The organism is Saccharopolyspora sp. NPDC045941 (genome assembly GCF_056431445.1).
The window spans coordinates 51,823-76,163 of record NZ_JBWKKU010000022.1; the positions used below are offsets into that span (position 1 = coordinate 51,823).

Sequence of the window (24,341 nt, forward strand, 5' to 3'; positions counted from 1 at the left end):
ACCAGGCAAAAAACAGAGTACCCCACCGACGATGGCGCCCCCGCATACCCCCCCCTGCCGCCGGCTACCCGAAGTGTGGTGGTTGGTGTCGCCCCCCCCCCCCCCCCCCGCGCCCAGCAGACTCCCGGCCGGTCGCGGCGAGGAGCACGGCCCCTCGCCCGGGGACTGGTCGTTGTGACAGATGGCGGCGGCGGGCTCCGCCGGGAAGCTGGTGGCGACATCGCTTCCCGGAAAGGTCCAGCACCGGCATCATGACTAATTCCCCCGTCCCCGAAGAGGAAACCACCACCCGACCGGCGCGGCGGAGCCGCCGCGCGCTGCTCGGCATCGCCACCGCCGGAGCCGCGGTGGGCGCCGTCGGCACCGTGACCGGCTCGGCGCTGCCCGCCTACCTCGCCGGGCCCGCCACCCGGCCCGCTCCCGCCGCCGCGCCCAGCGGGCGGTTCGCCGGCAAGGCCGTGCTGATCACCGGCGGGACCTCCGGCATCGGGCGGGCCACCGCGCTGGCCTTCGCCGCCGAGGGTGCCCGGGTGTCGTTCTGCGGCCGGCGCACCGAGCTGGGCAGGCAGGTCGAGGCGGAGATCCGCGCGGCCGGGGGCGAGGCCGTCTACCTCCCCGCCGATGTGCGGATTCCCGAGCAGCTGCAGCACTTCGTCGACGAGACCGCGCGCCGCTTCGGCGGACTGGACATCGCCTTCAACAACGCCGGCATCACGAAAACCGCGCCGCTGCACGAGATGCGGCCGGAGGACTTCGACGACGTGCACCTGACCAACGAGCGCGGCGTCTTCCTGTCGATCAAGTACGAGGTGCCGCACCTGCTCGCCCGCGGTGGCGGCGTGATCATCTGCACCTCGTCCGGTTCGACGCGGCCAGGCGGAACCGCTTACACCGCGAGCAAACGCGCGATCGAGGGCATCGTGCAGGCCGCGTCGCTGGACTACGGCACGCGGGGGATCCGGGTCAACGCGATCCTGCCCGGCACCACGGACACCGCGTTCGTCCGGCCGCCGGGCATCCCGGACGCGGTGTGGCCCGCGTTCCGGGACGCGTGGGGGCCGCTCAACGTCAGCGCCCTGGAGCGGATGGCCGCGCCGGAGGAGATCGCGCGGGCGGTGCTGGCGATGGCCGGCGACGACTTCGGCTACATGACGGGCTCGTCCGTCGAGGTCGGCGGCGGGCCGAGCCGGGGCGGCAAGATGCGGATGCCGCCCGGCATTCCGTCTTGACCGCTCGCCGCGGCTCCTAAGCTGGTGGCGTGATCGGCCGGGACGAGGAACTGCGCGTGGTGGGCGGCATCGCGACCGGAGGCGCGCTGGTGATCCGCGGCGAAGCCGGGATCGGCAAGAGCTCTCTGCTGGCCGAGGTCGTGTCCGGCGCGCCGGACCGGGTGCTCCGCGCGAACGGGGTGGAATCCGAGGTCGAGATCGCGTTCAGCGGGCTGCACCAACTCCTCCTCCCGGTGCTGGACGAGATCGGCGGGCTGCCCGACCCGCAGGCGGATGCGCTGCGCCGGGCCCTGGGCACGAAATCCGGTGAGACGACGGATCGGCTGGTCTGCGCAGGAGTGCTGGGGCTGCTGAACCGGCTCGCCGAGCGGGCTCCGGTGCTGGTCGTCGTGGACGACGCGCATGACGTCGATCGCGCCTCGGTGACCGCGCTGCTCTTCGCCGCGCGACGGCTGGCGGACCGGCCGATCGGCATGCTCTTCGCGGTGCGCGATCCCGCTCCGCGCGCGGTGGACAGCGCCGGGCTCGCCGAGCTGCGGCTTTCCGGGCTGGACGGCGAAAGCGCGGCGCGGCTGCTCGACGCGCTCGGCACGCCCGTCGACGGCCCGACCCGCGACCGGCTCGTCGCCGCCACCGCCGGGAACCCGCTCGCGCTCACCACGCTGGGGCGCAGCGCGGACCGGGACCGGCTGGCGCTCGACGGAACCGTGCCGGTCGGCGCGGCGCTGCGAGCCGCGTTCACCGCCCAGCTCCAGGCGGTCCCAGTGGAGACGCAAGCGGCCTTGCTGATCGCCGCGGCCGACGACACCGGGCGCCTCGACCTGGCCGAAAGCCTCGGCGGCCCGCTCGATCCGGCGGAACGGGCCGGACTCATCGAGGTCTCCGGCGGTCGCCTGCGCTTCGCGCATCCGCTGGCCCGCGCGGCGACCTACTCGTCTGCGACCAGCAGCGAGATCGGCCGGGCGCACCGGCGGATCGCTGCCGCCCTGGCTGCCACCGATCCGCCTCGCGCCCGCTGGCACCGCTGCCTGGCGACGGCCGGGCCGGACGAGGCGCTCGCCGCCGAGCTCGAAACCGACGCGCACGACGCGGAGGCGCGCGGCGGTCTTGCCGCGACCGCTTCGGTTCTGCTGCACGCAGCGCGGTTGAGCCCGGCAGAGGCCGATCAGGAGCGCCGGACCGCGGCGGCTGCGCACGTCGCCTGGAAGTCCGGTCACGTCGGGCTGGCGCGCACGCTGCTGTCGCGGATCAGGGAGAACACCCCGACTCAGGTGCGCACCCGCGGCCTCGTCGAGCTCTACAGCAGCGATCAGGTCACCGCGCTGCACTTCCTGCGCCGCCACGCGCGGGCGGCCCAACTGCCGGACCAGGCCGGGGAGCTGTTCTTCCTGGCCGCCGATGCGGCGCTGCACGCCGACCGGCTCGGCGACGCCCGCCGGCTGGCACGGCAGCTGGCCGACCTGCCCGGGTTCCGGGATTACGGCCGGTGGCTCGCGGACGTGCTGGAGCTGCGGGTCGTCGACGCCGAGCCGTGGGAGGTGTTCGACGCCGCGCCCGAGCCGGTCCGCCGTTCGGGCGCGCACCGCTGGCTGCTGCCGATGCTGCTCAACCGGTTCGGCCGGGAGCCTTGGGCGGCCAGGGAATTCGGGCTTGCCGCCCACGAGCAACTGCGCACCACGGGGATGCTGGCCATCTCGGCGATCGCGCTGCCGTGGCTGGTGGAGCTGGAGTTGCGGCTCGGGTTGTGGGCGGACGCCGCGGAGCACGCCGAGGAGGGCCTCCACCTGGCCCGCGACACCGGCCAGCGGCCGCGCGAGGCCGACTTCCTGTCCCAGCTCGCGCTGCTAGCAGCGTGGCGCGGTGATACCTCGGGCTGCCGACGGCACGCGCAACTCGCCCTGGAGCGAGCCATTCCGGTGCACAACAGCCTCGCCGCCGCGCAGGCGACCTGGGCGTTGGCGGTGTCGGAGCTGGCATCCGGCGACGTCGAGCAGGCGAGCGACCGCTTGACCGCGCTGTCCGCGCCGGGCCTGCCGCAGGCCCACGAGCACATCGCCCGACTGGCCGCCGCCGACGCCGTCGAGGCTCATGTCCGGGCGGGGCGCGTGGAGCGGGTCGTCGAGACCTCGATCGATCCGGCGAATCCGCCGTGGTTGCAAGCGGTTCTGCACCGCTGCCGGGCGCTTGCCGATGATTCGGAGAAGCACTACCGCCTGTCCACATCGGACGTCGATGACTTCCCGTTCGAGCGGGCCCGCGGCTCGCTCCTGCACGGCCAGTGGTTGCGCCGCGAACGGCGGCCCGCGGAAGCCAGCGCCGAACTGCGGGTCGGCATCGACCTGTTCGAGAGCCTGGGAGCGCGGCAATGGGCGGAGCGGGCCCGCGGCGAGCTGCGCGCGTGCGGCGGGTCGGCGCCTCGCGGCGACGTCGCCGCGCTGACCGCGCAGGAGCGCGAAGTCGCCGCGCTCGCCGCCCGGGGGCTGAGCAACCGCGATATCGCCGCGCGGTTGTTCATCAGCCACCGAACCGTCGGATACCACCTGCACAAGGTGTTCCCGAAGCTCGGCATCGCCAGCCGGGGGCAGCTGCGCGGCTTCGACCTCGAACCGTGACTCGCACCGCCGCGGGTGCTACAGGGCCAGTCCCCGAAGCCGCGTATTGGTCGTGCACGAACCGGGGACCGAAACTCCCGCAGGGGGCCGCCACCCGCACCGCCACGCAAAACGAGTGCAACCACCCCTTAGGCTCGCGGCATGAGCGTTACCCAGGCACTGCTCGGTCCGCTGCTGGCCGGCGGAGCGCCGAAACCGCTGATCACGCACTACGACGACGCCACCGGGGCGCGCATCGAGCTGTCCCGCGCGACCACCGCGAACTGGGCGGCCAAGACGGCGAACTGGCTGGTCGACGAGCTCGACCTGGAGCCGGGCGCGCCGGTGCTGGTGGCGCTGCCCGCGCATTGGCAGACCGTCGGGGTGCTGCTGGGCGCCTGGTGGTGCGGGGCGCACATCACCGACGACCCGCAGGGCGCCGAGGTCGCGTTCGTCCCGGCATCCGACCTGGACAGCGGCAAGGGCGCGCACACCATCGCCGCCGTGGGCCTGGACGCGCTCGGCGCGCCGGTGCGCGGCCTGCCGGGCGGCGTCGCCGACTACGTGTCGGACATCCGCGTGCACGGCGACGACTTCAGCCCGCTCTCGCCGGTCGGCGGCGACGACCCGGCGCTGCTGGACCTGTCGGTCGAGGACCTGCTGGCCGAGGCCCGGCGGCGCGCCGAGGCGCTGCACATCGGCCGCGACGACCGCGTTCTGTCCACATTGGAATGGCAGCTGCCGGGCGGGGTCGTGGACGGCTTGCTCACCGTGCTGTCCGCGCGGGCATCCCTGGTGCACTGCACCAATCCCGACCCGCAGAAGCTGGAGCAGCGCCGCGCCGACGAGCGCATCACCGTCGACCTGACCTAGAGACGGTGGGCCAAGCGGCTACGCCGCTTCGAATGCGAAGATCAAAGCTCTCGACGAAGGGCGCCTCCGGCCGCGATCGCCGGAGGCGCCCTTTCGCCTCGATCAGGCCGCGGCCTTCTCGCGGCTGGCCGCCGACTTGCCGGCGAACAGGCCGGTGAGCGTGAAGCGCGGGCCGCTGAAGCCGAGCGCGAGACTGGCAGCAGCGAGCACCAGCACGTACTCGAAGCCGCCGTCCGACATGAAGAACCCGCCGCTGAGGTGCGCGGTGAACAGCGCTCCCACCATGACCGCCGCGAGCAGGGTGCCGGCGACCGGCATCAGCACGCCCAGGATCAGCCCCAGGCCGCCGAGCAGCTCGACCAGCGCGGTGAACCACGCCGCGACCGCGGGCAGGCCCATCTTGCCGAACGAAGTCACGACGTTGTCAATTCCGTAGAGCACCCACTTCTGGTAGGCGTGCGCGAGGAACGTCGCGCCCACGACGAGGCGCGCGACCAGGATCGTCACGTCACGAAGGCTGTGCTGCATGGGGGAACCTTTCAAGGTCGGTATCCGTCACCAAGAATGTACATGAAGCTTCAAACAACGATCCCCGTCGAGAAGATGCTCACACGCATCCCGCAACGTGGAACCATTCCGCGACAACTCGCCAGAAAACTGGCAAACGACCAGTACCACCCCGTTGCTACCGACGGGTAACATCGGGGAATGTGCGACAACCAGGCCCTTTTCCACCTCGACGGCGAGCTGTTCGTCCCCAGCGAAGCGGCGGGCAACCCGTGGGGCGAGCTGACCGGCGGCGGCCCGATCGCGGGGCTGCTCGCCCGCGCCGTCGAGCGGCACACCGATGACCCCGACCTGTTCGTCGCCCGGCTCACCGTCGACCTGATGCGGCCGGTGCCCCGCACCCCGCTCGCCGCCTCCGTTCATCCACTTCGGACCGGAAAGCGGCTGCACGTCGTCGAGACGACCCTCACCGCAGGCGACAAGGACGTCGCGCACGCCACCGCCCAGCTGCTGCGCCATTCCGATGTGGACGGACCGGAACCCGACGAGGCGGCGCCGTTCCCCGGCCCGGCCGGGATCGCCGAGGGCCACCTGCTGCCGCCGGAACTCGGCCTGCGCTGGGGCGTGCACGACGTGGTGCAGGTGCGGTGGATCGCGGACCAGAGCGCGACCGGCGCCAGCCGGGCGTGGATGCGGATGCCGCTACCGCTGCTGCCCGGCGAGCCGCTGAGCCCGCTCGGTCACGTCGCGGTGCTCGTCGACTGCATCAGCGCGGCCAGCCCGATCGGGCCGATCTTCGGGCCGTGGATCAACACCGACATCACGCTCTACCTGCACCGGCCGTTCGAAGGTGAATGGCTCGGCATGGAGATCCGGCGGGAGGTGCAGCCCACCGGCATCGGCGTGGCCAGTGCCCGCCTGTACGACGAGCGCGGCCCGATCGGCAACGCCCACGAGGCGGTGATGGTCAACCAACTGGGCTGACCACCACGGCTCCCCCACCCAGGAGCGAACCGCGGTCCGCAATTTCCATTGAAATCGAAGGTCCGATTTCCATTGAAATTGCGGATCTTCGGCGTGCCAGCCACCCGACACGCCGAAGGTTGTGGACAACTCCCGCAATTTCAATGGAAATTGCGGACGACCCGGGTGGGCGTGAGGTCAGCCGTGGGCCTTCTGCTGGAGGGCGTCGTGCTTGCCGAGGACCATCGTCTCCAGGTCCGCCTGGAACTTGGCCATGTCCGCGCGCAGCCGGGCGCCCAGCTCGCCGGAGTCCGCCGCCAGCGTCCGGACCGCGAGCAGGCCCGCGTTGCGCGCCCCGCCCACCGACACCGTCGCCACCGGCACGCCGGCCGGCATCTGCACGATCGACAGCAGCGAGTCCATGCCGTCGAGGTACTTCAGGGGCACCGGGACGCCGATCACCGGCAGCACCGTCGCCGAGGCGACCATGCCCGGCAGGTGCGCCGCGCCGCCCGCCCCGGCGATGATCACCCGGATGCCGCGGTCGGCCGCGGTGCGGGCGTAGTCGAGCATCCGCTGCGGCGTGCGGTGCGCGGAGTAGACGCCGGCCTCGAACGGCACGTCGAACTCGGTGAGCGCGTCGGCCGCGGCCTGCATCACCGGCCAGTCGGAGTCGCTGCCCATGATCAAGCCGACCAGTGGATTCTCGCCTGCCACGCTCGGACCTCTCGCTTCGCTGCGTCGTACGGGTGCTGGGTCAGTGGATCTCGTGGCCGTCGAGCCACTCGGCGTGCGACAGCCAGTGCGCGGCCAGCCGCGCCTGTTCCCGCACCTCGTCCATCCGGTCGCCGAGCACGGTGATGTGGCCGAGCTTGCGCCCCGGGCGCTCGCTCTTGCCGTACAGGTGGACCTTCGCGTGCGGGTAGCGGGCGAACAGGTGGTGCAGCCGCTCGTCCACGCCCATCTTCAGCTCGGTCGGCGAGCCCAGCAGGTTGGCCATCACCACGGCCGGCGCGGTCGGCTCGGTGCTGCCCAGCGGGTAGTCGAGCACGGCCCGCAGGTGCTGCTCGAACTGCGAGGTGCGGGAGCCCTCGATGGTCCAGTGCCCGGAGTTGTGGGGGCGCATCGCGAGCTCGTTGATCATCAGGCCGTCGGCGGTCTCGAACAGCTCGACCGCGAGCACGCCGGTCACGTCGAGCGACTCGGCGATCTTCAGCGCGAGGTCCTGGGCCTGTTCGATCAGCTCCGCCGAGGCGTCCGGGGCCGGGGCGAGCACCTGCACGCAGATGCCGTCCTCCTGCACCGTCTCCACCAGCGGCCACGCCGCACCCTGCCCGAACGGCGAGCGCGCGACCAGCGCGGCGAGCTCCCGGCGCAGCGGCACGCACTGCTCGACGAGCAGCTGCGAACCGCTCTCCAGCAGCTCGGTGACGGTGCGCTTGGCGCTGTCCGGGGTGTCGAGCACCCACACGCCGCGCCCGTCGTAGCCGCCGCGGGCGGTCTTCAGCACGCACGGCCAGCCGTGCTCCGCGCCGAACTCCAGCGCGTCGCCGACCGAGGTGACCTCGGCGAACGGCGGCACCGGGAGGCCGAGTTCGGCGAGCTTGCGGCGCATCACGAGCTTGTCCTGCGCGTGCAGCAGGGCATCCGGCCCGGGCTGCACGGAGACACCGGACGCGGCCAGCGCGCGGAGGTGCTCGCCGGGCACGTGCTCGTGGTCGAAGGTGACCACGTCGCATCCCTGCGCGAAGTTCTTCAGCGCCTCGAGGTCGGCGTGGTGGCCGATCTCGACGTTCGGCGCAACGAGTGCCGCGGCGTCGTCCGCCGAGGTCGCCAGCACCTTCAGCGACTGCCCCAACGGGATCGCGGCCTGGTGGGTCATCCTCGCGAGCTGCCCGCCACCGATCATGCCGACGACTGGGGTTCCGGTGCGGTGGTCCACGCCGTCAGCCTAGAGCGGCGACCAGCCCGCACCAGCGCCGGGACCTCCCGACGCGACCCACCTCACAGCCTCGAGGCTCGCGGAAATCGGTCCTCCAGTTTCAATTGAAACTGGAGGACACCGGTGTCCCGGGCGGCGACGGGCCCGGAGACTTCCGCGGTTTCAATCGAAACCGCGGTCACAGGGACGCCAGCAGCTCGCAGGCATCGTCGTGACCGTCCGGCAGGACGTCCTCGCGCAGGACCACCGGGCCGCAACCGCGCAGGGCCGGATCAGCCGCCAGGCGGTGCTGGATCGTCCAGCGCGCCTGGACGCAGCGGGCGGGCAGCAGGCGGTCGCGCTGCGCCAGCACCACCGCCGTCGCGGACCGCAGCAGCGACGTCGTCTCCCCGCCATCGAACACGGTCCGCAGGGCGTCGGCGATCAGCACCATCGCCATCATCCGGGGGTAGTCGTCGGCGGTGGCGCCGAGCGAGACCGTGACCAGCACGTGCCCGTTCCCGGCCGGGTGCCCCTCGGCGCGGGCCGCCCGGTACACCTCGTGCAGCCGGGTGCGCAGGTAGCCCGCGGTGGTCAGGCCCGTGAGCGGGTCCTCCACCTCGCGCCCGACCGACATCCGGGCCACCACGTCGGACCAGCCCAGCGCCGTGGCGCGCACCATCGCGGTCGGCACCGCGTCCGGATCGGCGGACACCAGCCCGTCGCGCGAGCCGACCGACACCGCGTGCAGCGCGGCGAGGTCCTGCAACGTCCCGGCCAGCCCTACGCCCGCCTCTGCCCGGGACGCGCCGAGATCGGCCAGCGATTCCGCCAAGCTGTCCCCCGCCACGACCGCCGCGCACACCACATCCACCGCCTCCGATGCCCAATCGCTCGGAAACGGCCAACCTGCGGCAAGGCTGGCCGTGCGCCAGCGGGATCGCAGCGCACGCCGACGCCCGTCCACCGTCGTCGCGTCACACCTAAGCGGCCACTCCCTCATGCTCAACGCCCCTTCTTTTCAACGCCTGTCAAGGGGACGGAGCAATTCGTCGCCCATGACGGTGGAGTCGATGGCGCGGGCAATAAGATCTAGATCACAATAATCTTCAGCTTTCACACGTCATCACATCGGCCGAAGATGACTCCCTACTACGAACGGGATCGGCGAACGCCCTGCGGGGAGGAAGGTGCGGCGTGGCGACAGTACCGGCGGAAGTGCAAGGGCCCAGCGACACCGAGCTGCTGGAAGAGGTCCGCAGCGGCTCGTCCGCGGCCTACGCGCAGCTGTACGAGCGGCACGTCGGCGCGGCGTACAACATGGCGCGGCAGGTCGCGAAGTCGCCGGCCGAGGCCGACGACCTGGTCTCCGAGGCCTTCGCGAAGGTGCTCGACACGCTTCGCGACGGGCGCGGCCCGAACACCGCGTTCCGCGCCTATCTGCTGACCGCCCTGCGGCACACCGCGTACGACCGGACCCGCCGCGAACGCAAGGTGCAGCTCGCCGACGACGTCGCGGAGGTGTCCGGCGCCGACGTGAGCGTGCCGTTCACCGACACCGCGGTCGCCGGGCTGGAGCGCACGCTCGCCGCGCAGGCGTTCACCCGGCTGCCGGAACGCTGGCAGACCGTGCTGTGGCACATCGAGATCGAAGGCCAGACGCCGGCGCAGGTGGCGCCGCTGCTCGGCCTGACGCCCAACGGCGTCTCCGCGCTCGCCTACCGGGCCCGCGAAGGGCTCCGCCAGGCCTACCTGCAGGTGCACCTCGGGCAGCTGGACGCCGCCGAGGCGGGCGTCGAGCAGTGCCGGGCCGCCGTCGACCGGCTCGGTGCGTGGACCCGGGGCGGGCTGTCCAAGCGCGAAACCACCCAGGTCGAGACGCATCTCGACGGCTGCGACCGCTGCCGCGCGCTGGCCGCTGAGCTCGCCGACGTCAACGGTGCGCTGCGCGTCATCATCGCGCCGCTGGTGCTCGGCGGGTCGGTCACCGGCTACCTCGCCCTCTCGTCCTCCAGCGGAGCGGCCGGCGGCGCGGCAGTCGCCGCGGGCAGCGCCTCCGGTGCGGCGGGCGCCGCCAGCGCCGGGCCGCGCCAGGCGGTCACCGCCGGGGCGGCCACGGCGGTGCTGGCCGCGGCCGTCGCCCTCGCCCTGGCCTCCGGCACCGACCAGGCCGTGCCGGTCGCGCAGGCTGCGCCGCCGCCCGCCGCCCAGCCGCCACCGCAGCCTCCGGCTCCGGAGCCTCCGGCGGCTCAGCCACCGGCCCCGGCTCCCCAGCCACCTGCGCCGCAACCGGCGCCGGCACCCGCGCCGCCGCCACCGGCTCCGCCTGCGGCGACGCCGGTGCTGAACGCCTCGGGGCCCGCAGAGCCGATCCAGCTGGTCGCCGGCGGCGATCCGGCCGCGTTGCCGATCAAGGTGAACAACAGCGGCTCCGGGCCGTCCGAGCCGGTCGTCTCCACGCTGAAGCTGCCGCCGGGCGTGTCCGCGCAGCTGCCGAACGCCATCCGGTCCGGGCCCGCCTCGACGAGCCCGCAGAGCTGGGTCGCGTCGTCGATCCCGGTTCGCGCGCAAGCCCCGGACGCGCCCTCGGTGAGCTGCACGCACGGCTCCGGCTCGATCACCTGCGCCACCGATCGCGGCCTGCGTCCCGGCGAGTCGTTCGTCTTCGACTACCGCATCCAGGCCGACGAGTCCGCGACCGGCGGCGAGATCACCGCGAACATCAGCGCGGGCACCGAGATCCAGCTGCGGCTGCCGACGGTCCCGGTCGTGGTCCAGCCGCCGACGCCGGTCGACGGCGTGGACGTCCGGACCTACTCCTGGAACTCGGGTGGACTGCGGCTCTGCGACGGCCACGACGCCCCGGGCCACCTGCCCTGGCTGTGCAGCCGGATCGCGATCGATGTGCGCAACACCGGCACCAGCACCGGGCGCGCCGAGGCCGTGGCCGAGCTGCCGCCGGGCGTGCAGGCGACCGGGCTGTCGCCGATGTGCGACTTCGAGCCGGGCCGGATCCGGTGCGCCGCCGAGCTGGCGCCCGGCAAGTCCTTCCACAGCGAGGCCTGGGTGACCGCGCTGCCGGGATTCCCGTGGCCCGAGCTCCCGCGGCCGGTGGGCCTGCTCGCGCCGGAGCCGGCCGGTCCGGTTCCGGCGGACGGCTGGATCATCCGCGAGGTGACGATCCCGGTGGCCGCCGCGCTGGGATCGGCCGACGACAGCGACCCGGTGACCGTGCGGCTCTGGTTCCCGTGGCTGCCGACGCCGCCCGAGCCGGAACCGCCGGCGCCGACCACCAGCGCCACGCCGGAGTGCCCGTGGCCGCCGCACCCGGGCTGGGGCGACCGGCCGCCGTGGGAATGGGGCCAGCGCCCGCCGCACTGCTGGTGGCCGTGGCCGCCGGCGAACCCGTTGCTGCCGGACTCGCCTGTTCCGACGACGGCTGTGCCGCCGACCAGCACGACGACCACGACGCCACCGACCACCACTCCGCCGACCACGTCGACGCCGCCGAGCAGCACCACGCCACCGACCAGCACTGCACCGCCGACCAGCAGCACGACGCCGCCCACCACGACCAGTTCGGCACCGCCGAGCAGTTCGACGACGGGGTCAACGTCACAGCCGCACCGACCGAGGTAATTCGGCAACTGAGCTCGCCCGGTCGGAGCAGCTCCGTAGACTCGAAGTTGTGTCCGCTGTCGATTCGGTACTCGCTCGCATCCCGCAGCCGTACCGGTCTCTCGCGATCCGGCATCGCGAGCTGTTGAAGTTCGGGGTCGTCGGCGCGATCACGTTCTTCATCGACACGGGCATCTTCTACGCGCTGAAGCTGACGATCCTGTCGCCGAAGCCGGTCACCTCGAAGATGATCGCGGTGCTGGCCGCGACGATCGTGTCGTACGTGCTGAACCGGGAGTGGTCGTTCCGCACCCGCGGCGGCCGGCGGCGGCACCACGAGGCGACGCTGTACTTCGTGATCAGCGGCATCGCGGTCGGGATGTACTCGGCGCCGCTGTGGGTCTCGCGGTATCTGCTGCACCTGCAGACGCCCTTCACCAGCCGGTTGGTGGAGGAGATCGCCGACTTCACGTCGGGGCAGATCATCGGGTTGCTGGTCGGCATGGCGTTCCGGTGGTGGGCGTTCCGCAAGTGGGTCTTCCCCGCCGAGCAGGCCGACCGCCGGCCCGCCCCCCGAGACCGCATCTCCACCCGCTAAACGCTCCACCGCAATCTCCATTGAAATGAGGTTTTTCCAACCTCGTTTTGCGTGGCGGTGCGGGTAGCGGAACCTCAGAGGCTCCCTGGTCTGTGGGTGCCCCTCCTGATGTATGTCCAATACACGGCGGAGGGGCCGTCCTCGCCGAGGGAACCCCGGAGGGGTGCGCACCGTGAACCCGCGGCGGTGCAGGTGTCGTAGGTGGGCTATGCGCCTGCGGCGCATGCGACAGCCCATCGACGTGCGGCTTTGCGACCCGCGGCTGCGGGCCGACCAGGATGAAAAACGCTCAATCGAACCTTCGATTTCAATGGAAATTGCGGCGTTCGCGCGAGCACCAGCGCGCGGACGCCTGCGCGGCGGGGGTGCCGGGAGGTCAGCGCGGGGTGGACTCGCGGTTCCAGGAGACGCCGAGGATGTCGTCGGCGCGGGCGATCGGCAGGTACACCTCGAACATCGCCGGGCGAGCCTGGCTCAGTTCCAGTCGGCCGCCGTCGGCCTCGACCAGCGCGCGGGCCAGCGCCAGGCCGACGCCGGTCGAGCCGCGCCCGGAGAAGCCGCGCTCGAAGACGTACGGCACCAGCGCATCCGGCACGCCGTGGCCGGAGTCGCCGACCTCCACGACCACGGTCCCGGCGCCCTGCCGGGCCGCCAGCGTTACCGTTCCCTCGCCGTGCCGGAGCGCGTTGTCGAGCAGCACGCCGATCGTCTCCCGCAGCCGCGTGGGCGTGGCGCGGGCGAGCACGCCTTCCGACACCTTCAACCGCAGCGTCCGGCCCTCGGCCTTCAGCGGCTCCCGCCACTCCCCCGCGACATCGGTGAGCAGGCTCGACACGTCCAGCGGTTCGGCGTCCCGGGATCGGGCCGCGGTGGCCGCCGCGAGCAGGTCGTCGAGCACGCCGGAGAGGCGTTCGGCCTGCTCAAGGGCGGCGTTGGCCTCCTCGGTGATCTCCGGGTCGTCCGTCGCGGCGAGGGCCTCCAGCCGCAGGTGCAGCGCGGTGAGCCTGCTCCGCAACTGGTGCGAGACGTCGCCGACGAGGTCGCGTTCGCGCTGCACCAGCTGCGACAGCGCCGCGCCGGAGGCGTCCAGCGCGTCGGCGACGCGATCGAGTTCCGGGACCTGGTGCCGCTGCGGGTCGGCGCGGAAGTCACCGGCACCGAGCCGGGCCGCGCGGGCCGCGACGTGCTTCAACGGGTCGGAGAGCCGTCGGGCGGTGAGAGTCGCGACGATCATCCCGGTGCCCGCCGAGAGCACCACCAGCATCAGCACCAACCCCGCCACCTGCAGCTGCTGGGTGCGCACCGGGCCGCTCGGCGCGGCGATGGTGACCGTGCCGCTCTGCACCATCGGCACGCTCTCCACCAGCGGTTTCTCCCCGGGATCCGGGCCGTAGGTGTAGTCGTGCGCCTGCGTGCGCACGATCAGCCGGGCGCCGTCGGGCACCGCCAGCCGGGCGGCGTTGAGGTCGATCGCGCGCTGCGAAGCGATCTGCTCGTCGAGCAGCGTCGCGATCTGCTGGGCTCGGGTGGACAGATCGCCCGCGGTGAGGTCCTGGACGAGCTTCAGCGCGCTGAACCCCAGCGGCAGGCCGAGGACGACCGCGGTCACCGCGACGGCGAGCAGCGTGGCCTGCAGGATTCGGCGGCGCATCGTGGATCAGTCCGAGTTGAAGCGGAAACCGACGCCGCGCACCGTGGCGATCCGGGTCTCGTCGAGCCGCCCGTTGCTGTCGCTGAGCTTCCGGCGCAGCCACGAGATGTGCATGTCCAGCGTCTTGCTGCCCTTCCGGTCGGACTCCGGCCAGACCTCTTCCAGGATCTCCTCGCGGGTCACCACCTGACCGGCGTGCTGCATCAGCACCCGCAGCAGCTCGTACTCCTTGTTCGCCAGCTGCACCTCGTGCTCGTTGACCAGCACCCGGCGGGCGGTCAGATCGAGCCGGACGCCGGAGGCCTCCAGGGTCTCCGGGGCGCCGCGGCGCAGGAGGGCGCGGATCCGGGCCATCAGCTCGGCAAGCCGGAACGGCTTGGCGACGTAGTCGTCGGCTCCCGCGTCGAGGCCGACGACGAAGTCGACCTCGTCGGTGCGCGCGGTGAGCATCAGCACCGGGAGGCCGCGGCCCTGCGCCCGCAGCCGTCGGCACACCTCCAGGCCGTCCATCTCCGGCAGCCCGAGGTCCAGCACCAGGAGATCGATCCCACCGGAAGCCGCGGCTTGCAGCGTCGATGGGCCGTCCTCGATCACCTGCACCGAATAACCCTCGCGCTGCAACGCCCGGGACAGCGGCACAGCGATGGCCGGGTCGTCTTCTGCCAGCAGCACCACGCTCACGCTCTCCAGCCTAGAGGGCGCGGATGATCACGTCCGGCGTCATGGGCGATTCGCCGGACCCGGCTGGTCGCGGGCCCTTGCCGGATCGCCCGGGGAGGCGGACTAGGGTTCCTGGCGTGACCAGCGATCTCGATCTCGCACTGCACCTCGCCGACGTCGCGGACGGGATCACCGGCGCCCGGTTCCGGGCCAGGGATCTGAGCGTGGACCGCAAACCCGACCGCACGCCGGTCACCGACGCGGACCTCGCGGTGGAGGACGCGGTGCGCGAGGTGCTCGCCGCGCAGCGCCCGGACGACGTGGTGGCAGGCGAGGAGCGCGGCGGCACCGCCGGCGAAGGCCGGGCGTGGGTGCTCGACCCGATCGACGGCACGAAGAACTTCCTGCGCGGGGTCCCGGCGTGGGCGACGCTCATCGCGCTGGTCGACGGCGGCCGTCCGGTGGTCGGCGTGATCAGCGCGCCGGCGCTCGGGAAGCGCTGGTGGGCGGCGGCCGGGGCGGGCGCCTGGTGCCGCACCGGCGACGCGGAGCCGGAGCGGATCGGGGTGTCCGGGGTGCGCGACCTCGCCGACGCGTACGTGTCGACGACCCACCTCGGCACCTGGGTGGAGTACCACTCGCGGGAGTCCTACCTGCGGCTGATCGACGCCTGCTGGGAGAACCGGGCGTTCGGCGACTTCTGGCAGCACTGCCTGGTTGCGGAGGGCGTGATCGACATCGCCGCCGAACCGATCGTCAACCCGTGGGACGTGGCGGCGGCCCAGGTCCTGGTGGAAGAAGCGGGCGGCAAGTTCACGGACCTGTCCGGAGAGCCCCGCTACGACAGCGGAAGCGCGCTTTCGACCAACGGCCACCTGCACTCGGAAGCACTGCGACTGCTGCAGAAGTAGGCTCCGGCGGCCGGCCGCGAGGCGCGCCGATCCGGTCTGGGATCGCCAACGGAGCAGGGCACCCGGCGAACTCGTGGATCACGCGCCGCCCAGCAGAAAGCCCGGCACCGAGCGGCAAAGCCGCGCTCACCGATGAATTCAATCCACTGTGGACGCTTCTGCGGTTCGCAGCCCGGGTCTGCTCGCCGCTACCAGCGTTGAGCCGGCAGCGCTCACGACCCGGCGGCGCCGCTTTCGGCCTGCATAGGGCTCGTGAGTACTTTTGGGCTGCTGTAGCGCTCCAAAGTACTCACGAGCTCTTGCCTGCGGATGCGGGCCGTTCAGTCCGCCGGCTTGGCCTTGGCCAGGAGGCGGGCGTAGGCCGAGCCCGCCGCCAGGAGGATCAGGCCCGCGCAGAGGAAGGCGATCACCCGGGCCACGCCGTCCAGGGTCGCCAGGTCGAACAGCAGCAGCTTCGCCAGCGACACAGCGATCAGCACCATGCCCGCGATTCGCAGGTGCTTCACCCGGACTCCGCGCAGCAGCAGCGCAATCGCCGCCACCACCCAGCTCAGCGTGATCAGGATGTGCGCGGTCAGGAATCCCGCCCGCGCGTCGTGCACCAGGAGGCACGCCGCCATCGTCGCGCTCGCCGTTCCGTACAGCAGCGCCAGTCCCGAAGCCGCCCACGGCAGCAGCGATTCCGGCAGGCCCGCCAGCTTTCCGATGCGCACCGCCGCGACCGGCAGGGCCACCGCCACCAGCGCGATCAGCAGCCCGGCCAGCAGGCCGCGGACTCCGGTGCCGCCGTGGTACCAGAGCAGCACGGTGATCGGCAGCTCGTAGATGAACGTCAGCAGGAAGCCGAATGTCGCGTAGCACGTCGCGCCGAGCAACACTCCCCCGCTGCGCAGCACGAACGCGCCGACGCTCAGCAGCAGCGCCTCGCACAGCAAGGCCGTTCCCCAGCTCGACGAATCCAGGAAGACCAGCGTCGTCTGCACCGCCGCGACGGCGGCCATCCCGCCGACCGCGGCGACGAACCTCGTCGACAACCGGCTCCGGAACGCAGGCGTGAACCGCCCGACGGCCCAGATCGCCAGCAGCAGCACGGTCATTCCGCCGCCGATCGTGCCCGCCGCGGGGCGCTCCAGCATCAGCGGCCCGGCCAGGAACGTCGGCGTCGGCGCGGCGATGAGCAGGCCGATCGCCGTCCAGTCCGCGGCCGGCCGAGCGGCGGCGGTGATCGCCGCGACCGCCACGCCCAGCACCGCGGCGACGAAGATCGCGGCCACGAGAGTGCTGTCGTCGACCCACATCCCGCGCACGCTCGCCGCCAGGGTGGCCAGCACGGTGGGAATTCCGGCCGCCAGCGCGAGGCCCGCCCAGCCCCGCCGAACCTGCACCGGCGTCGCCGCGACCTGCAGCAACACCAGGAAGCTCACCAGCAGCGAATCCACCGTCCACGTGATCAGCGGCGCGCAGATCGCCGAGCTGAGCACGACGCCGAGGGCCAGCGGCTGCGCGCGCCACCGGTCCGCGAGCGCCAGGCCCGCGACGCTGACCGCGAGACCGACGCCGAGCCCGGCGGGCACAGACAGGTAGTCGTAAAGCGCGGTGGCCGCGACCACGTCCAGGAACAACGCGCCGAAACCCGTTGTGGCCAGGGCGAATCCGGCGATCCGCCCCGCCGCTCCCGGCTGCTCGGGCGCGGACCTGCGGTGCGTCCACCACCCGGCCGCGACGAGCAGCGCGGCGAGCACCGCGCCACCGGCGACCCTCGCGCCCGGCCCCAGCCAGTCCTGCTGCACCGCGAGGACCAGCAGGAAGACCACGCCGAGCAAGGTCACCCCGGCACCGACCCAGGCCAGGACGCGGCTCGGCTCCAGGCCCGCGCCGGCCGGCCGGGCGCTCGGTGCCGGAACCTGCGACAGCCCCGGATACGGCTGCGGATACGGCGCGCCTACCTGCTGCGCGGAATCCTGCTGCTGCGCGGCAGCGAATCCCGCTTCGGGACCGGTCGGCTGCCGGTCCGGCTCGGTCTGCTGCTCGGCAGCGGCTTGCTGATCAGGTGCGACTTGCTGCTGCTGCGTCACGGCCGGTTGCTGCGGCGGCACAGATTGGTACTGCTGCTGCGTAGGAGTGTCCTGGTAGTGCGGGAACTGCTGCGGCGCTTGCAGCTGCGCCTGCACCAGGTTGCCCAAGTACGTCAGTCGCTGGCCGATGGCTTGCAACTCGCCTGCGACCAACTGGAGCGCTTCGCCGGGCTGTGGTTGCGACATGATCCCAAGTCTGAGGGCGCACCACCCATTAGGCATCGGTAGCACTACTCACCAGGGAACACAGCTTGGTGCGGATGTGCTCGGCGCTCAGACCCGCTGCGCCGGGGTGCCCTTCGGCGGCGTGCTCGTCACGTCGAGCGGCCCGACGACCCCGCGCAGCGCCTGGGTCCAGGTCAGCCGCCCGAACAGGTAGAAGCACGCCACCTGCTCGTTGCTGAACCGGGCCCAGTCGTAGCGGTTGCCCTGCTCCCGCCAGAAGACCTCCCAGGCGGGTGCGCCGTCGACCTCGTCGCGGATCAGGCACCAGGCGTCGTCGGCCTCGGCCCCGAGGGACACGAGCTCCTCCGGGACGCCCATCGCCACCAACCAGCCGAGCACGGACTCGGTGTTCACTTCGCGGCCTCCTGAGTCGTCCCGCCGTCAGTCGTTCCCCCGTCGCGCACGATCCGCACCGTCTGCGCCACCTTCGCCCCGGACTCGTCCTCGGCTTCCGGATCGTCGTCGGACTCGCGGGTGATCTGGAGAGGCGACAGCACGACATCGCCGTCCTCCTCCGTCTCCTCGCGCGCGATGCGCAGCGTCGCCGCCTCGGCGATCTCCCGCGCCTTGGTCAACTCCACCAGGTAACCGAGCCCGACCAGGTCGGCGAGCGAGTAGGTCGCGCGGAAGCGCATCCCACCGCCGGGCTGCGCGAACCACGGTGCCGCAACCGCCTGCCACACCGGCAACGGGCGCATGACCCGATACCGCCGGTAGTCGCGCTCGTCGTAGGCGGCGGGCAGCGAACGCTGCGCGAAAGGCGTTGCCACGGCGAACAGAATCCGCCCATCGCCGCTGCCCAGGCAGTCCAGCACCGTGTCGGGCTCCAGCACCACCGGCTCCGCCGGTTCCACGCCGCCCTCCGGGAACCGCTCCGCGGGCGGCCACGCGAACTCGCCGTCGCGCCGCAGGAACTCGCGCTGCCACTCCTGCTCGCCGAGCTCGCCGAACGGCTCGTGGTCCACCGCGATCTCCGCGGGCAGCTGCTCGGACTCGCGGCGCTCGTCCCGATAACGCCGCGCTGCCGCATACGCCTCGGCCGATCGCACCCGCCCCAGCGCATCGCTGTCGTGGACCAGGTGGGACTGCGGGTGGTCCTGCGGCGGGAAGTTCAGGCCCGGCCTGCCCTCCTCGGCCACCTCCGGAACGGGCAACTGCCTGCTCGCCTTGCTCGCCGCGACCGGCATGTAACCGATCGGGAACTGGTGCAGCACGAACGCCACCACGTCCGCGTTCCGGCTGGCCTGCCGCAACGGCCGCTGCGGAGCCTCCTGCGGCACCGGAACCGGCGGCTGCGCCGGAGCCGGCAGCGGGCGCAGCGGAGCGCGCTGCATCGGCTGGTTCACCGGCGCAGGCGGGGCTTGCGGAGCAGGCCCGCCGAAGGCCACCGGGCCACGCGGAGCGGCTGGCGGCATCGGCGGACGCACTGCGGCCGCCGGAGGCGGAGCAGCCGACGGCGGTGGAGCGCCGGGCACACCGGGCTGGGCCGCGAAGTGGCCGCCCGGCGCCGCCGGAGGCGGCGGGGCGAAGCCCTGCGGCGGCGCAGCCGCGCCGGGCAGCGGCGGAGCCTGCGGAGCCTGTGGCGAAGCCCAGGCGGAGTGCACGGCGTGCGGCGCGGTGCTGGAGGCGGGGTCGCCGCCGTCGGGCGTCCAGCCCGGGCGGGCGGAGTCGCCGATCACCGGGATCGGGCCGGTGCCGGCATCGGCGAGGCCGGGCGCCCAGCCGCCGGGATCGACCTTGACCGGGCCGGTGTGCTCGGCATCGCCCTGCCAAGGGTTCGCGGTTCGTGCAACTTCTTCGACAGCGCCGTGCGCACCTGCTGCCACACCCCCAACGGTCTCCTGCGCGGGCCGGCCGAGGCCTTCGCCCACGCCCCCGACATCACCGGCGGCCTCGCGAGCCGCCCGGCCGAGGCCACCAACGGCCTCGTGCGCTCCTCGGTCAACGCCTTCCGCAACGCCACCAACAGTCGCGTGCGCCGCGCGGCCAACCCCTTCCGCAACACCGCCGACGGTCTCGTGCGCGGTCTTGCCGTGATCATCGGCGACACCCGTCACTTCGCCAGACGCAACGCTGTCCACAGTGGACGATGCGAGGTCGGTGCCGGATTGCACGGCGCCGCCGACCGTCGACAGCAGGCCGGGCGAACCTCCCGGTTCCACCAGCACGCCGCTGTCGAGGTCGACGGCAGAGGTCAGCGTGTTGTGCACCTGCGCCACGCTCGCCGCCGCGCCGTTCACCGCCGAATCCAGCGCCGCCAGCGCCTGCGGATGCCCTGCGGCGGCCGCCTGCTCCGCCGCATCGGTCTGCTTGGCCAGCGTCACCAGTTCCCGCACCAGCTGCACTTTCGCCGCGCCGACCTGCTCGGCCGCGTGGTCCAGGCGGTCCGCAGCGGCCCGGCACTGCTGCGCCGACGCGGGCAGAACCCCATCCCCCGAGGCGAGCTCGTCCCAGTCATGGCGAGCCGCCTGGGCCGCCTCGCCGTCGATCGCGCCGAGCGCGCCCTGCGCGGTGCCGTCGGCGACCCCGGTGAGCGCGTCGATCGACTTCGCCGCGTCACGCCAGGCCGACGCCGACTCGCGCATCTTGTCCTCGTCGGCCTCCGGCCACTTCGCGCCCGCGCGCGCCGCGACATCCCGGAGTTCCGCGGGAAGTTCGATGCCCATCCGCAGGTCACCCCCGCCCGGCTAGCCGGCCGAAGTCCTCGGCGCCGCCGATGTCGGCCCGCTCCGTCGTCGCGGCGGTCGCGGCGAACTTCGCACCCATCTCGCTCAGCCGCCCGGACAACGCGCCCAGGTCGTCCAGCGCCTGGTCGGCCCGGCCGCAGTGGGTGCGCGCGAAGTTCTCACCGATGTCGTCGCCGCCCCAGCAATCACCGGCTGAATCCAACGCCTGGCGCAGGGTGTCGGCGATGCGCCGAGCCTCCCCGGCGAGGCCGTCGAACTCGCCGGCGTGCTTGGTCAGCTGCCCGATGTCACTCCGGAAGCCGCTCATCGTCACCACTTCCGTTCCGCCGGGCCCTGCCGCAACCAGCTCGCATCCGAGAAGTCCTCGTCTTCGTCGACATTGTCGTCGATGCGGCGCGGTTCGTTGCGCGGTGCCGGATCCGCCGGGATCTCGGCGTGTCCGCCCAGCAGCAGCTCCGGATCGGCACCGGCGGGCAGCACCTCGGCGAGCACGTCGGCGGCCCGGCGCGACGCGGCCTGCGCCGCCGCGGAGGCCAGCTGCACGATGAGCGCCGCGAGCTGGGCCGGGCGCTGCCGCTCGTAGACGTCGTCGGCGAGCACCACCTCGCGCAGCACGCCCTGCGGGCCGACCACGACCTGCACCCTGCCGTCCTTGGAGCGGGCGGTTTCCGCGATCGCGGACAGGTCCCGGTGCGTCTCGGCGAGCCGGTCCCGACTTCGCCGGTAGTCCGCCATCAGCTCGTCTACCTGGGCACGGTGGTCAGTCGACACAGCCGCTCCCCTCCTGTTCGCTGGCGGATCCGTCGCAGGCGCGCGGCGCCCGCGCCCGGTCGGCAACGGCAAAGCGGTCGTCCGCGGGCCGGCGACCCGCAGACTGCACGTCGCGACTTGGACGCACGCCGCTGCGCTGATGGTTCCATGTCGGCCCCGGGAATTTCCGCCCGGCCGACCAGCGGCACCGGAATGTCCGATCCGCCCCGGAAAGGCCGATCACGATTCGCGAGCACCCTCCGCGCGGATTCGCGGGGCCCGCTGCGACGATGGGTCGATGGGTCGATGGGCACGATCGCGTACGAAGACCTCACGCCGGGCCGGGTTTTCGACCTCGGCGAGGTGAAGGTCGACCGAGCCGAGATGCTGGCCTTCGCCGAGCGCTTCGACCCGCAGCCGTTCCACCTCGACGAGGAAGCGGGCCGCAACTCCGTGCTCGGCGGGCTGTGCGCATCGGGCTGGTTCACGGCATCGCTGTGGATGCGCGGCTACGTCGACAACGTGGTGGCGGACTCGACCTCGCAGGGCTCTCCCGGCGGCAACGAGCTGGCCTGGCTCGCGCCGGTGTTCCCCGACGACGTCCTGCGGATGAAGATGGAGGTCAACAGCCAGCGCCGGTCGCAGACCAAGCCGAACCTGGGCCTGGTGGAGATCACCAGGACGGCGGACCGTGGCGACGAGCGCGTCCTGCGCTTCACCTTCGTGGCGATGTTCGGCACCCGCGACGAGTCCTGAGGTTTCCGCCGGCCAGGCTTCGTGCGACGCACCCTCGCCGTTTGAAGTGGAGTGAACGGACCGTTCGTCCCGATAGACGAGGCGAACAGGCCGTTCACCTCACCTGCGCGAATGCACGGCACCGCGCCTCAAGCAGCCTCTGGCGCAGCAGGAAAAGTGCACGTTCAACTACCAGGCAAAATCGGGATCTTCGCCGTGGCGGGGGTTCTGGACGCGCAGGCCCGCCGTGACCGCCGCGTGCACCGCCCGCGCCAGTCCCGCGCCGATGCGGGAGCGCGGGCCGCCGTAGCTCTCGGCTTCGCCGTCCGTCGGGCAGAGCACCACCGTCGCGTCGGTGACCGTGCCGGTCCCCGCGACACCCGATTCCAGCAGGGCCTGCGCCTTGGCTTCGGCGACCGTCGCGACCGCGTTCACCAGCGCCGCCTCGCTGAGCCGCACGGGCGACCAGCACACCGCGTTGATCGTGCCCGGCTTCCAGGACGTCACCGCTTCTTCACGGGCCGCCGCCCAGATCGGGCAGCCGACGCCGGTGGTCACGCTCGCGCGCACCCCGCCGTCGACCGCCGTCACCTCGTGCCGCACGTCCACCGCAGTGAGCAACCCGACGCCGTCACCGCAGAGCCCGAGCTCGGCGGCCATCTCGTCGACGTGCGCGGCCGGATCGGGGTTGTCGTAGTCGGTCATCACCGTCGCGTTCAGCACCCACGACCGCGGGCCGATCCCGCCGCCGCGAGCAGCGGACGAGATCGCCAGCCACGGCCGAGCGCAGCGCCAGGCAAGCACCGGACGACCGCGCAACACGTGCAGCGCCGCGGAGGGCGCGCTCACGAACCCGATGCCTCGGCGGCGCCCAGCGCCTTGACCACCCGCGACGGGCTCGGCCTGCCGAGCCGCTCGGCCATCCACACGCTGGTCTCCACCAGCTTGCCGAGGTCGACGCCGTGCTTGAGGCCCAGGCCGTCGAGCATCCACACCAGGTCCTCGGTGGCGAGGTTGCCGGTGGCCGACTTGGCGTACGGGCAGCCGCCCAGCCCGCCGGCCGAAGAATCCACTGTGGACACGCCGTGCCGGAGCGCCGCGTAGGTGTTGGCGAGCGCCTGGCCGTAGGTGTCGTGGAAGTGCACCGCGAGCCGGTCCACGCCGATCCCGGCCGCGACGAACGCGCGCAGCAGCGACTCGACGTGCCCGGGCGTCGCCACGCCGATGGTGTCGCCGAGCGACAGCTGCCAGCAGCCCATCCCCAGCAACCGCTTGCCCACCGCGACGACCTGCTCGACCGGCACGGCGCCCTCCCACGGGTCGCCGAAGCACATCGAGACGTAGCCGCGCACCGCGAGCCCCTCGCCAACCGCGCGCTGCACCACCGGGTCGAACATCGCGAACTGCTCGTCCAGGCCGCGGTTGAGGTTGCGCCGGGTGAACGTCTCGGTCGCCGCCGCGAAGATCGCGATGTCCCGCACGCCCGACTCCAGCGCCCGGTCCAGGCCCCGCGCGTTCGGCACCAGCACGGGGTACCGCACGCCCGGCACCTGCTGCAGGCCGGCCAGCAGCTCGGCGGCGTCGGCCAGCTGCGGGACCCACTCCGGGCGGACGAAGCTGGTGGCCTCCAGCACGCCCAGCCCCGCGTCGGCCATCCGCTGCAGGAATTCCAGCTTGACGTCGAGCGGGACGACTTCCTTCTCGTTCTGCAGCCCGTCGCGGGCGCCGACCTCCCAGATCGTCACCTCGGTAGGCAGCTCGCCCGGCTCCGGCGAGGCCACCTGCATCGGTAGTCCCAGTTCACGCGGCCCCATCAGTAGTCCTCCCTGGCGCGGTAGTCCCGGTCGTCCCGCAGGTCGTCGTTGACCTCGCGGTACAGCAAGGTGTGCACCCGCTCCACCTGCGGGATGTCGTCGAACTCCAGCGGCTCGTCCGAGGCGGATTCGACGACCAGGGTGCCGCAGCCGAGTATCCGGTCCAGCAGGCCGTGCCGGAACCGCACCGAGTTGATCCGGGACATCGGGATGTCGACGCCGCTGCGGGTGAACACGCCCTCGCGCACCATCAGCCGGTGCGTGGTGACCACGAAGTGCGTGGTCCGCCAGCGCACCAGCGGGGCGAGCGTGAACCAGACGACGAGGACCGCGCCGACGACGGCGAGCCCGATCCAGACCGGCACGTGCCAGCCGGTGGGGGCGGCCAGCGCCCCCAGGTAGGAACCGCCGCCGACCACCACGAACAGGACCAGCACCGGGACGATCAGCATCTTCCAGTGCGGGTGCTTGTGCACGACCACGTGCTCGTCCACGCCGAGCAGGCCGTCTGGGTAGGCCACCGGATCCCTCCT

At 72.5% G+C, this 24,341-nt stretch carries 22 protein-coding genes; 8 read left to right on the forward strand and 14 right to left on the reverse strand.

Annotation, left to right across the window (positions count from 1 at the left end; all coding sequences use genetic code 11):
• Positions 1-251: 251 nt before the first annotated feature.
• From AC07FN_RS19475 to AC07FN_RS19485, 3 genes are all read left to right on the forward strand, one after another.
• Positions 252-1,229, forward strand: coding sequence for an SDR family NAD(P)-dependent oxidoreductase (locus AC07FN_RS19475; RefSeq protein ID WP_478396876.1), 978 nt, complete (start codon positions 252-254; stop codon positions 1,227-1,229).
• Between the two features lie 29 nt (positions 1,230-1,258).
• Complete coding sequence (locus AC07FN_RS19480; protein WP_478396877.1) at positions 1,259-3,841, forward strand: AAA family ATPase; 2,583 nt, start codon at positions 1,259-1,261, stop codon at positions 3,839-3,841.
• Positions 3,842-3,982: 141 nt separating this feature from the next.
• On the forward strand, positions 3,983-4,693 hold the full coding sequence (locus tag AC07FN_RS19485) for a TIGR03089 family protein (protein ID WP_452617900.1): 711 nt from the start codon (positions 3,983-3,985) through the stop codon (positions 4,691-4,693).
• Between the two features lie 102 nt (positions 4,694-4,795).
• On the opposite strand, the gene AC07FN_RS19490 is transcribed toward AC07FN_RS19485, so the two are convergent.
• Positions 4,796-5,221, reverse strand: a complete 426-nt coding sequence (locus tag AC07FN_RS19490) for a DoxX family protein (RefSeq protein WP_478396878.1) — start codon at positions 5,219-5,221, stop codon at positions 4,796-4,798.
• A 180-nt stretch (positions 5,222-5,401) separates the two neighbouring features.
• Here AC07FN_RS19490 and AC07FN_RS19495 point away from each other — a divergent pair, with 180 nt between their 5' ends.
• Complete coding sequence (locus AC07FN_RS19495) at positions 5,402-6,184, forward strand: thioesterase family protein (RefSeq protein WP_478396879.1); 783 nt, start codon at positions 5,402-5,404, stop codon at positions 6,182-6,184.
• Between the two features lie 177 nt (positions 6,185-6,361).
• Here AC07FN_RS19495 and purE read toward each other — a convergent pair whose 3' ends face one another.
• The 3 genes from purE to AC07FN_RS19510 form a co-directional block, all read right to left on the reverse strand.
• Positions 6,362-6,847, reverse strand: coding sequence for a 5-(carboxyamino)imidazole ribonucleotide mutase (gene purE, locus AC07FN_RS19500; protein ID WP_132485442.1), 486 nt, complete (start codon positions 6,845-6,847; stop codon positions 6,362-6,364).
• A 73-nt stretch (positions 6,848-6,920) separates the two neighbouring features.
• Entirely contained in the window at positions 6,921-8,105 is a 1,185-nt protein-coding gene (locus AC07FN_RS19505) for a 5-(carboxyamino)imidazole ribonucleotide synthase (RefSeq protein ID WP_478396880.1), read from the reverse strand.
• Between the two features lie 178 nt (positions 8,106-8,283).
• On the reverse strand, positions 8,284-8,934 hold the full coding sequence (locus AC07FN_RS19510) for a hypothetical protein (RefSeq protein ID WP_478396881.1): 651 nt from the start codon (positions 8,932-8,934) through the stop codon (positions 8,284-8,286).
• Positions 8,935-9,281: 347 nt separating this feature from the next.
• Here AC07FN_RS19510 and AC07FN_RS19515 point away from each other — a divergent pair, with 347 nt between their 5' ends.
• Positions 9,282-11,723 (forward strand): sigma-70 family RNA polymerase sigma factor, encoded by a 2,442-nt coding sequence (locus tag AC07FN_RS19515; RefSeq protein ID WP_478396882.1) that lies wholly within the window; start codon positions 9,282-9,284, stop codon positions 11,721-11,723.
• A gap of 49 nt (positions 11,724-11,772) precedes the next feature.
• Positions 11,773-12,300 carry a GtrA family protein gene (locus tag AC07FN_RS19520; protein ID WP_478396883.1) on the forward strand — a complete coding sequence of 176 codons (528 nt, stop codon included), beginning with the start codon at positions 11,773-11,775 and terminating at the stop codon, positions 12,298-12,300.
• A gap of 376 nt (positions 12,301-12,676) precedes the next feature.
• Here the strand turns inward: AC07FN_RS19520 and AC07FN_RS19525 are convergent, their stop codons facing one another.
• Together AC07FN_RS19525 and AC07FN_RS19530 are read right to left on the reverse strand one after the other, a co-directional pair.
• Complete coding sequence (locus AC07FN_RS19525) at positions 12,677-13,951, reverse strand: ATP-binding protein (RefSeq protein ID WP_452617907.1); 1,275 nt, start codon at positions 13,949-13,951, stop codon at positions 12,677-12,679.
• Positions 13,952-13,957: 6 nt separating this feature from the next.
• Positions 13,958-14,632, reverse strand: coding sequence for a response regulator transcription factor (locus AC07FN_RS19530; RefSeq protein WP_132485343.1), 675 nt, complete (start codon positions 14,630-14,632; stop codon positions 13,958-13,960).
• Between the two features lie 116 nt (positions 14,633-14,748).
• On the opposite strand from AC07FN_RS19530, the gene hisN reads away from it, so the two are divergent.
• Positions 14,749-15,522, forward strand: coding sequence for a histidinol-phosphatase (hisN, locus tag AC07FN_RS19535; protein ID WP_478396884.1), 774 nt, complete (start codon positions 14,749-14,751; stop codon positions 15,520-15,522).
• 320 nt (positions 15,523-15,842) lie between these two features.
• On the opposite strand, the gene AC07FN_RS19540 is transcribed toward hisN, so the two are convergent.
• From AC07FN_RS19540 to AC07FN_RS19560, 5 genes are all read right to left on the reverse strand, one after another.
• Positions 15,843-17,783, reverse strand: coding sequence for a DUF2339 domain-containing protein (locus AC07FN_RS19540; RefSeq protein WP_478396885.1), 1,941 nt, complete (start codon positions 17,781-17,783; stop codon positions 15,843-15,845).
• Positions 17,784-17,870: 87 nt separating this feature from the next.
• The gene (locus AC07FN_RS19545; protein WP_452617910.1) at positions 17,871-18,176 is read right to left on the reverse strand and encodes a hypothetical protein; all 306 of its coding nucleotides are present in this window, start codon (positions 18,174-18,176) and stop codon (positions 17,871-17,873) included.
• Positions 18,173-20,488 carry a TNT domain-containing protein gene (locus AC07FN_RS19550; protein WP_478396886.1) on the reverse strand — a complete coding sequence of 772 codons (2,316 nt, stop codon included), beginning with the start codon at positions 20,486-20,488 and terminating at the stop codon, positions 18,173-18,175. The genes AC07FN_RS19545 and AC07FN_RS19550 overlap by 4 nt, the downstream gene beginning before the upstream one ends.
• 7 nt (positions 20,489-20,495) lie before the next feature.
• Positions 20,496-20,816 carry a WXG100 family type VII secretion target gene (locus AC07FN_RS19555; RefSeq protein ID WP_478396887.1) on the reverse strand — a complete coding sequence of 107 codons (321 nt, stop codon included), beginning with the start codon at positions 20,814-20,816 and terminating at the stop codon, positions 20,496-20,498.
• A gap of 2 nt (positions 20,817-20,818) precedes the next feature.
• Positions 20,819-21,280, reverse strand: coding sequence for a YbaB/EbfC family nucleoid-associated protein (locus AC07FN_RS19560; protein ID WP_478396888.1), 462 nt, complete (start codon positions 21,278-21,280; stop codon positions 20,819-20,821).
• Positions 21,281-21,565: 285 nt separating this feature from the next.
• Here AC07FN_RS19560 and AC07FN_RS19565 point away from each other — a divergent pair, with 285 nt between their 5' ends.
• Positions 21,566-22,015: a MaoC family dehydratase gene (locus AC07FN_RS19565; protein WP_478396889.1), complete on the forward strand. Its 450-nt coding sequence runs from the start codon at positions 21,566-21,568 to the stop codon at positions 22,013-22,015.
• A gap of 168 nt (positions 22,016-22,183) precedes the next feature.
• Here AC07FN_RS19565 and AC07FN_RS19570 read toward each other — a convergent pair whose 3' ends face one another.
• Genes AC07FN_RS19570 through AC07FN_RS19580 form a run of 3 tightly spaced genes read right to left on the reverse strand, consistent with a single transcriptional unit; the run spans position 22,184 to position 24,329 of the window.
• Positions 22,184-22,843: an adenosylcobinamide amidohydrolase gene (locus AC07FN_RS19570; protein ID WP_478396890.1), complete on the reverse strand. Its 660-nt coding sequence runs from the start codon at positions 22,841-22,843 to the stop codon at positions 22,184-22,186.
• Positions 22,840-23,808: a hydroxymethylglutaryl-CoA lyase gene (locus AC07FN_RS19575; protein WP_478396891.1), complete on the reverse strand. Its 969-nt coding sequence runs from the start codon at positions 23,806-23,808 to the stop codon at positions 22,840-22,842. Before AC07FN_RS19575 ends, AC07FN_RS19570 begins: the two co-directional genes overlap by 4 nt.
• The gene (locus tag AC07FN_RS19580) at positions 23,808-24,329 is read right to left on the reverse strand and encodes a PH domain-containing protein (RefSeq protein ID WP_478396892.1); all 522 of its coding nucleotides are present in this window, start codon (positions 24,327-24,329) and stop codon (positions 23,808-23,810) included. Before AC07FN_RS19580 ends, AC07FN_RS19575 begins: the two co-directional genes overlap by 1 nt.
• Between the last annotated feature and the right edge of the window lie 12 nt (positions 24,330-24,341).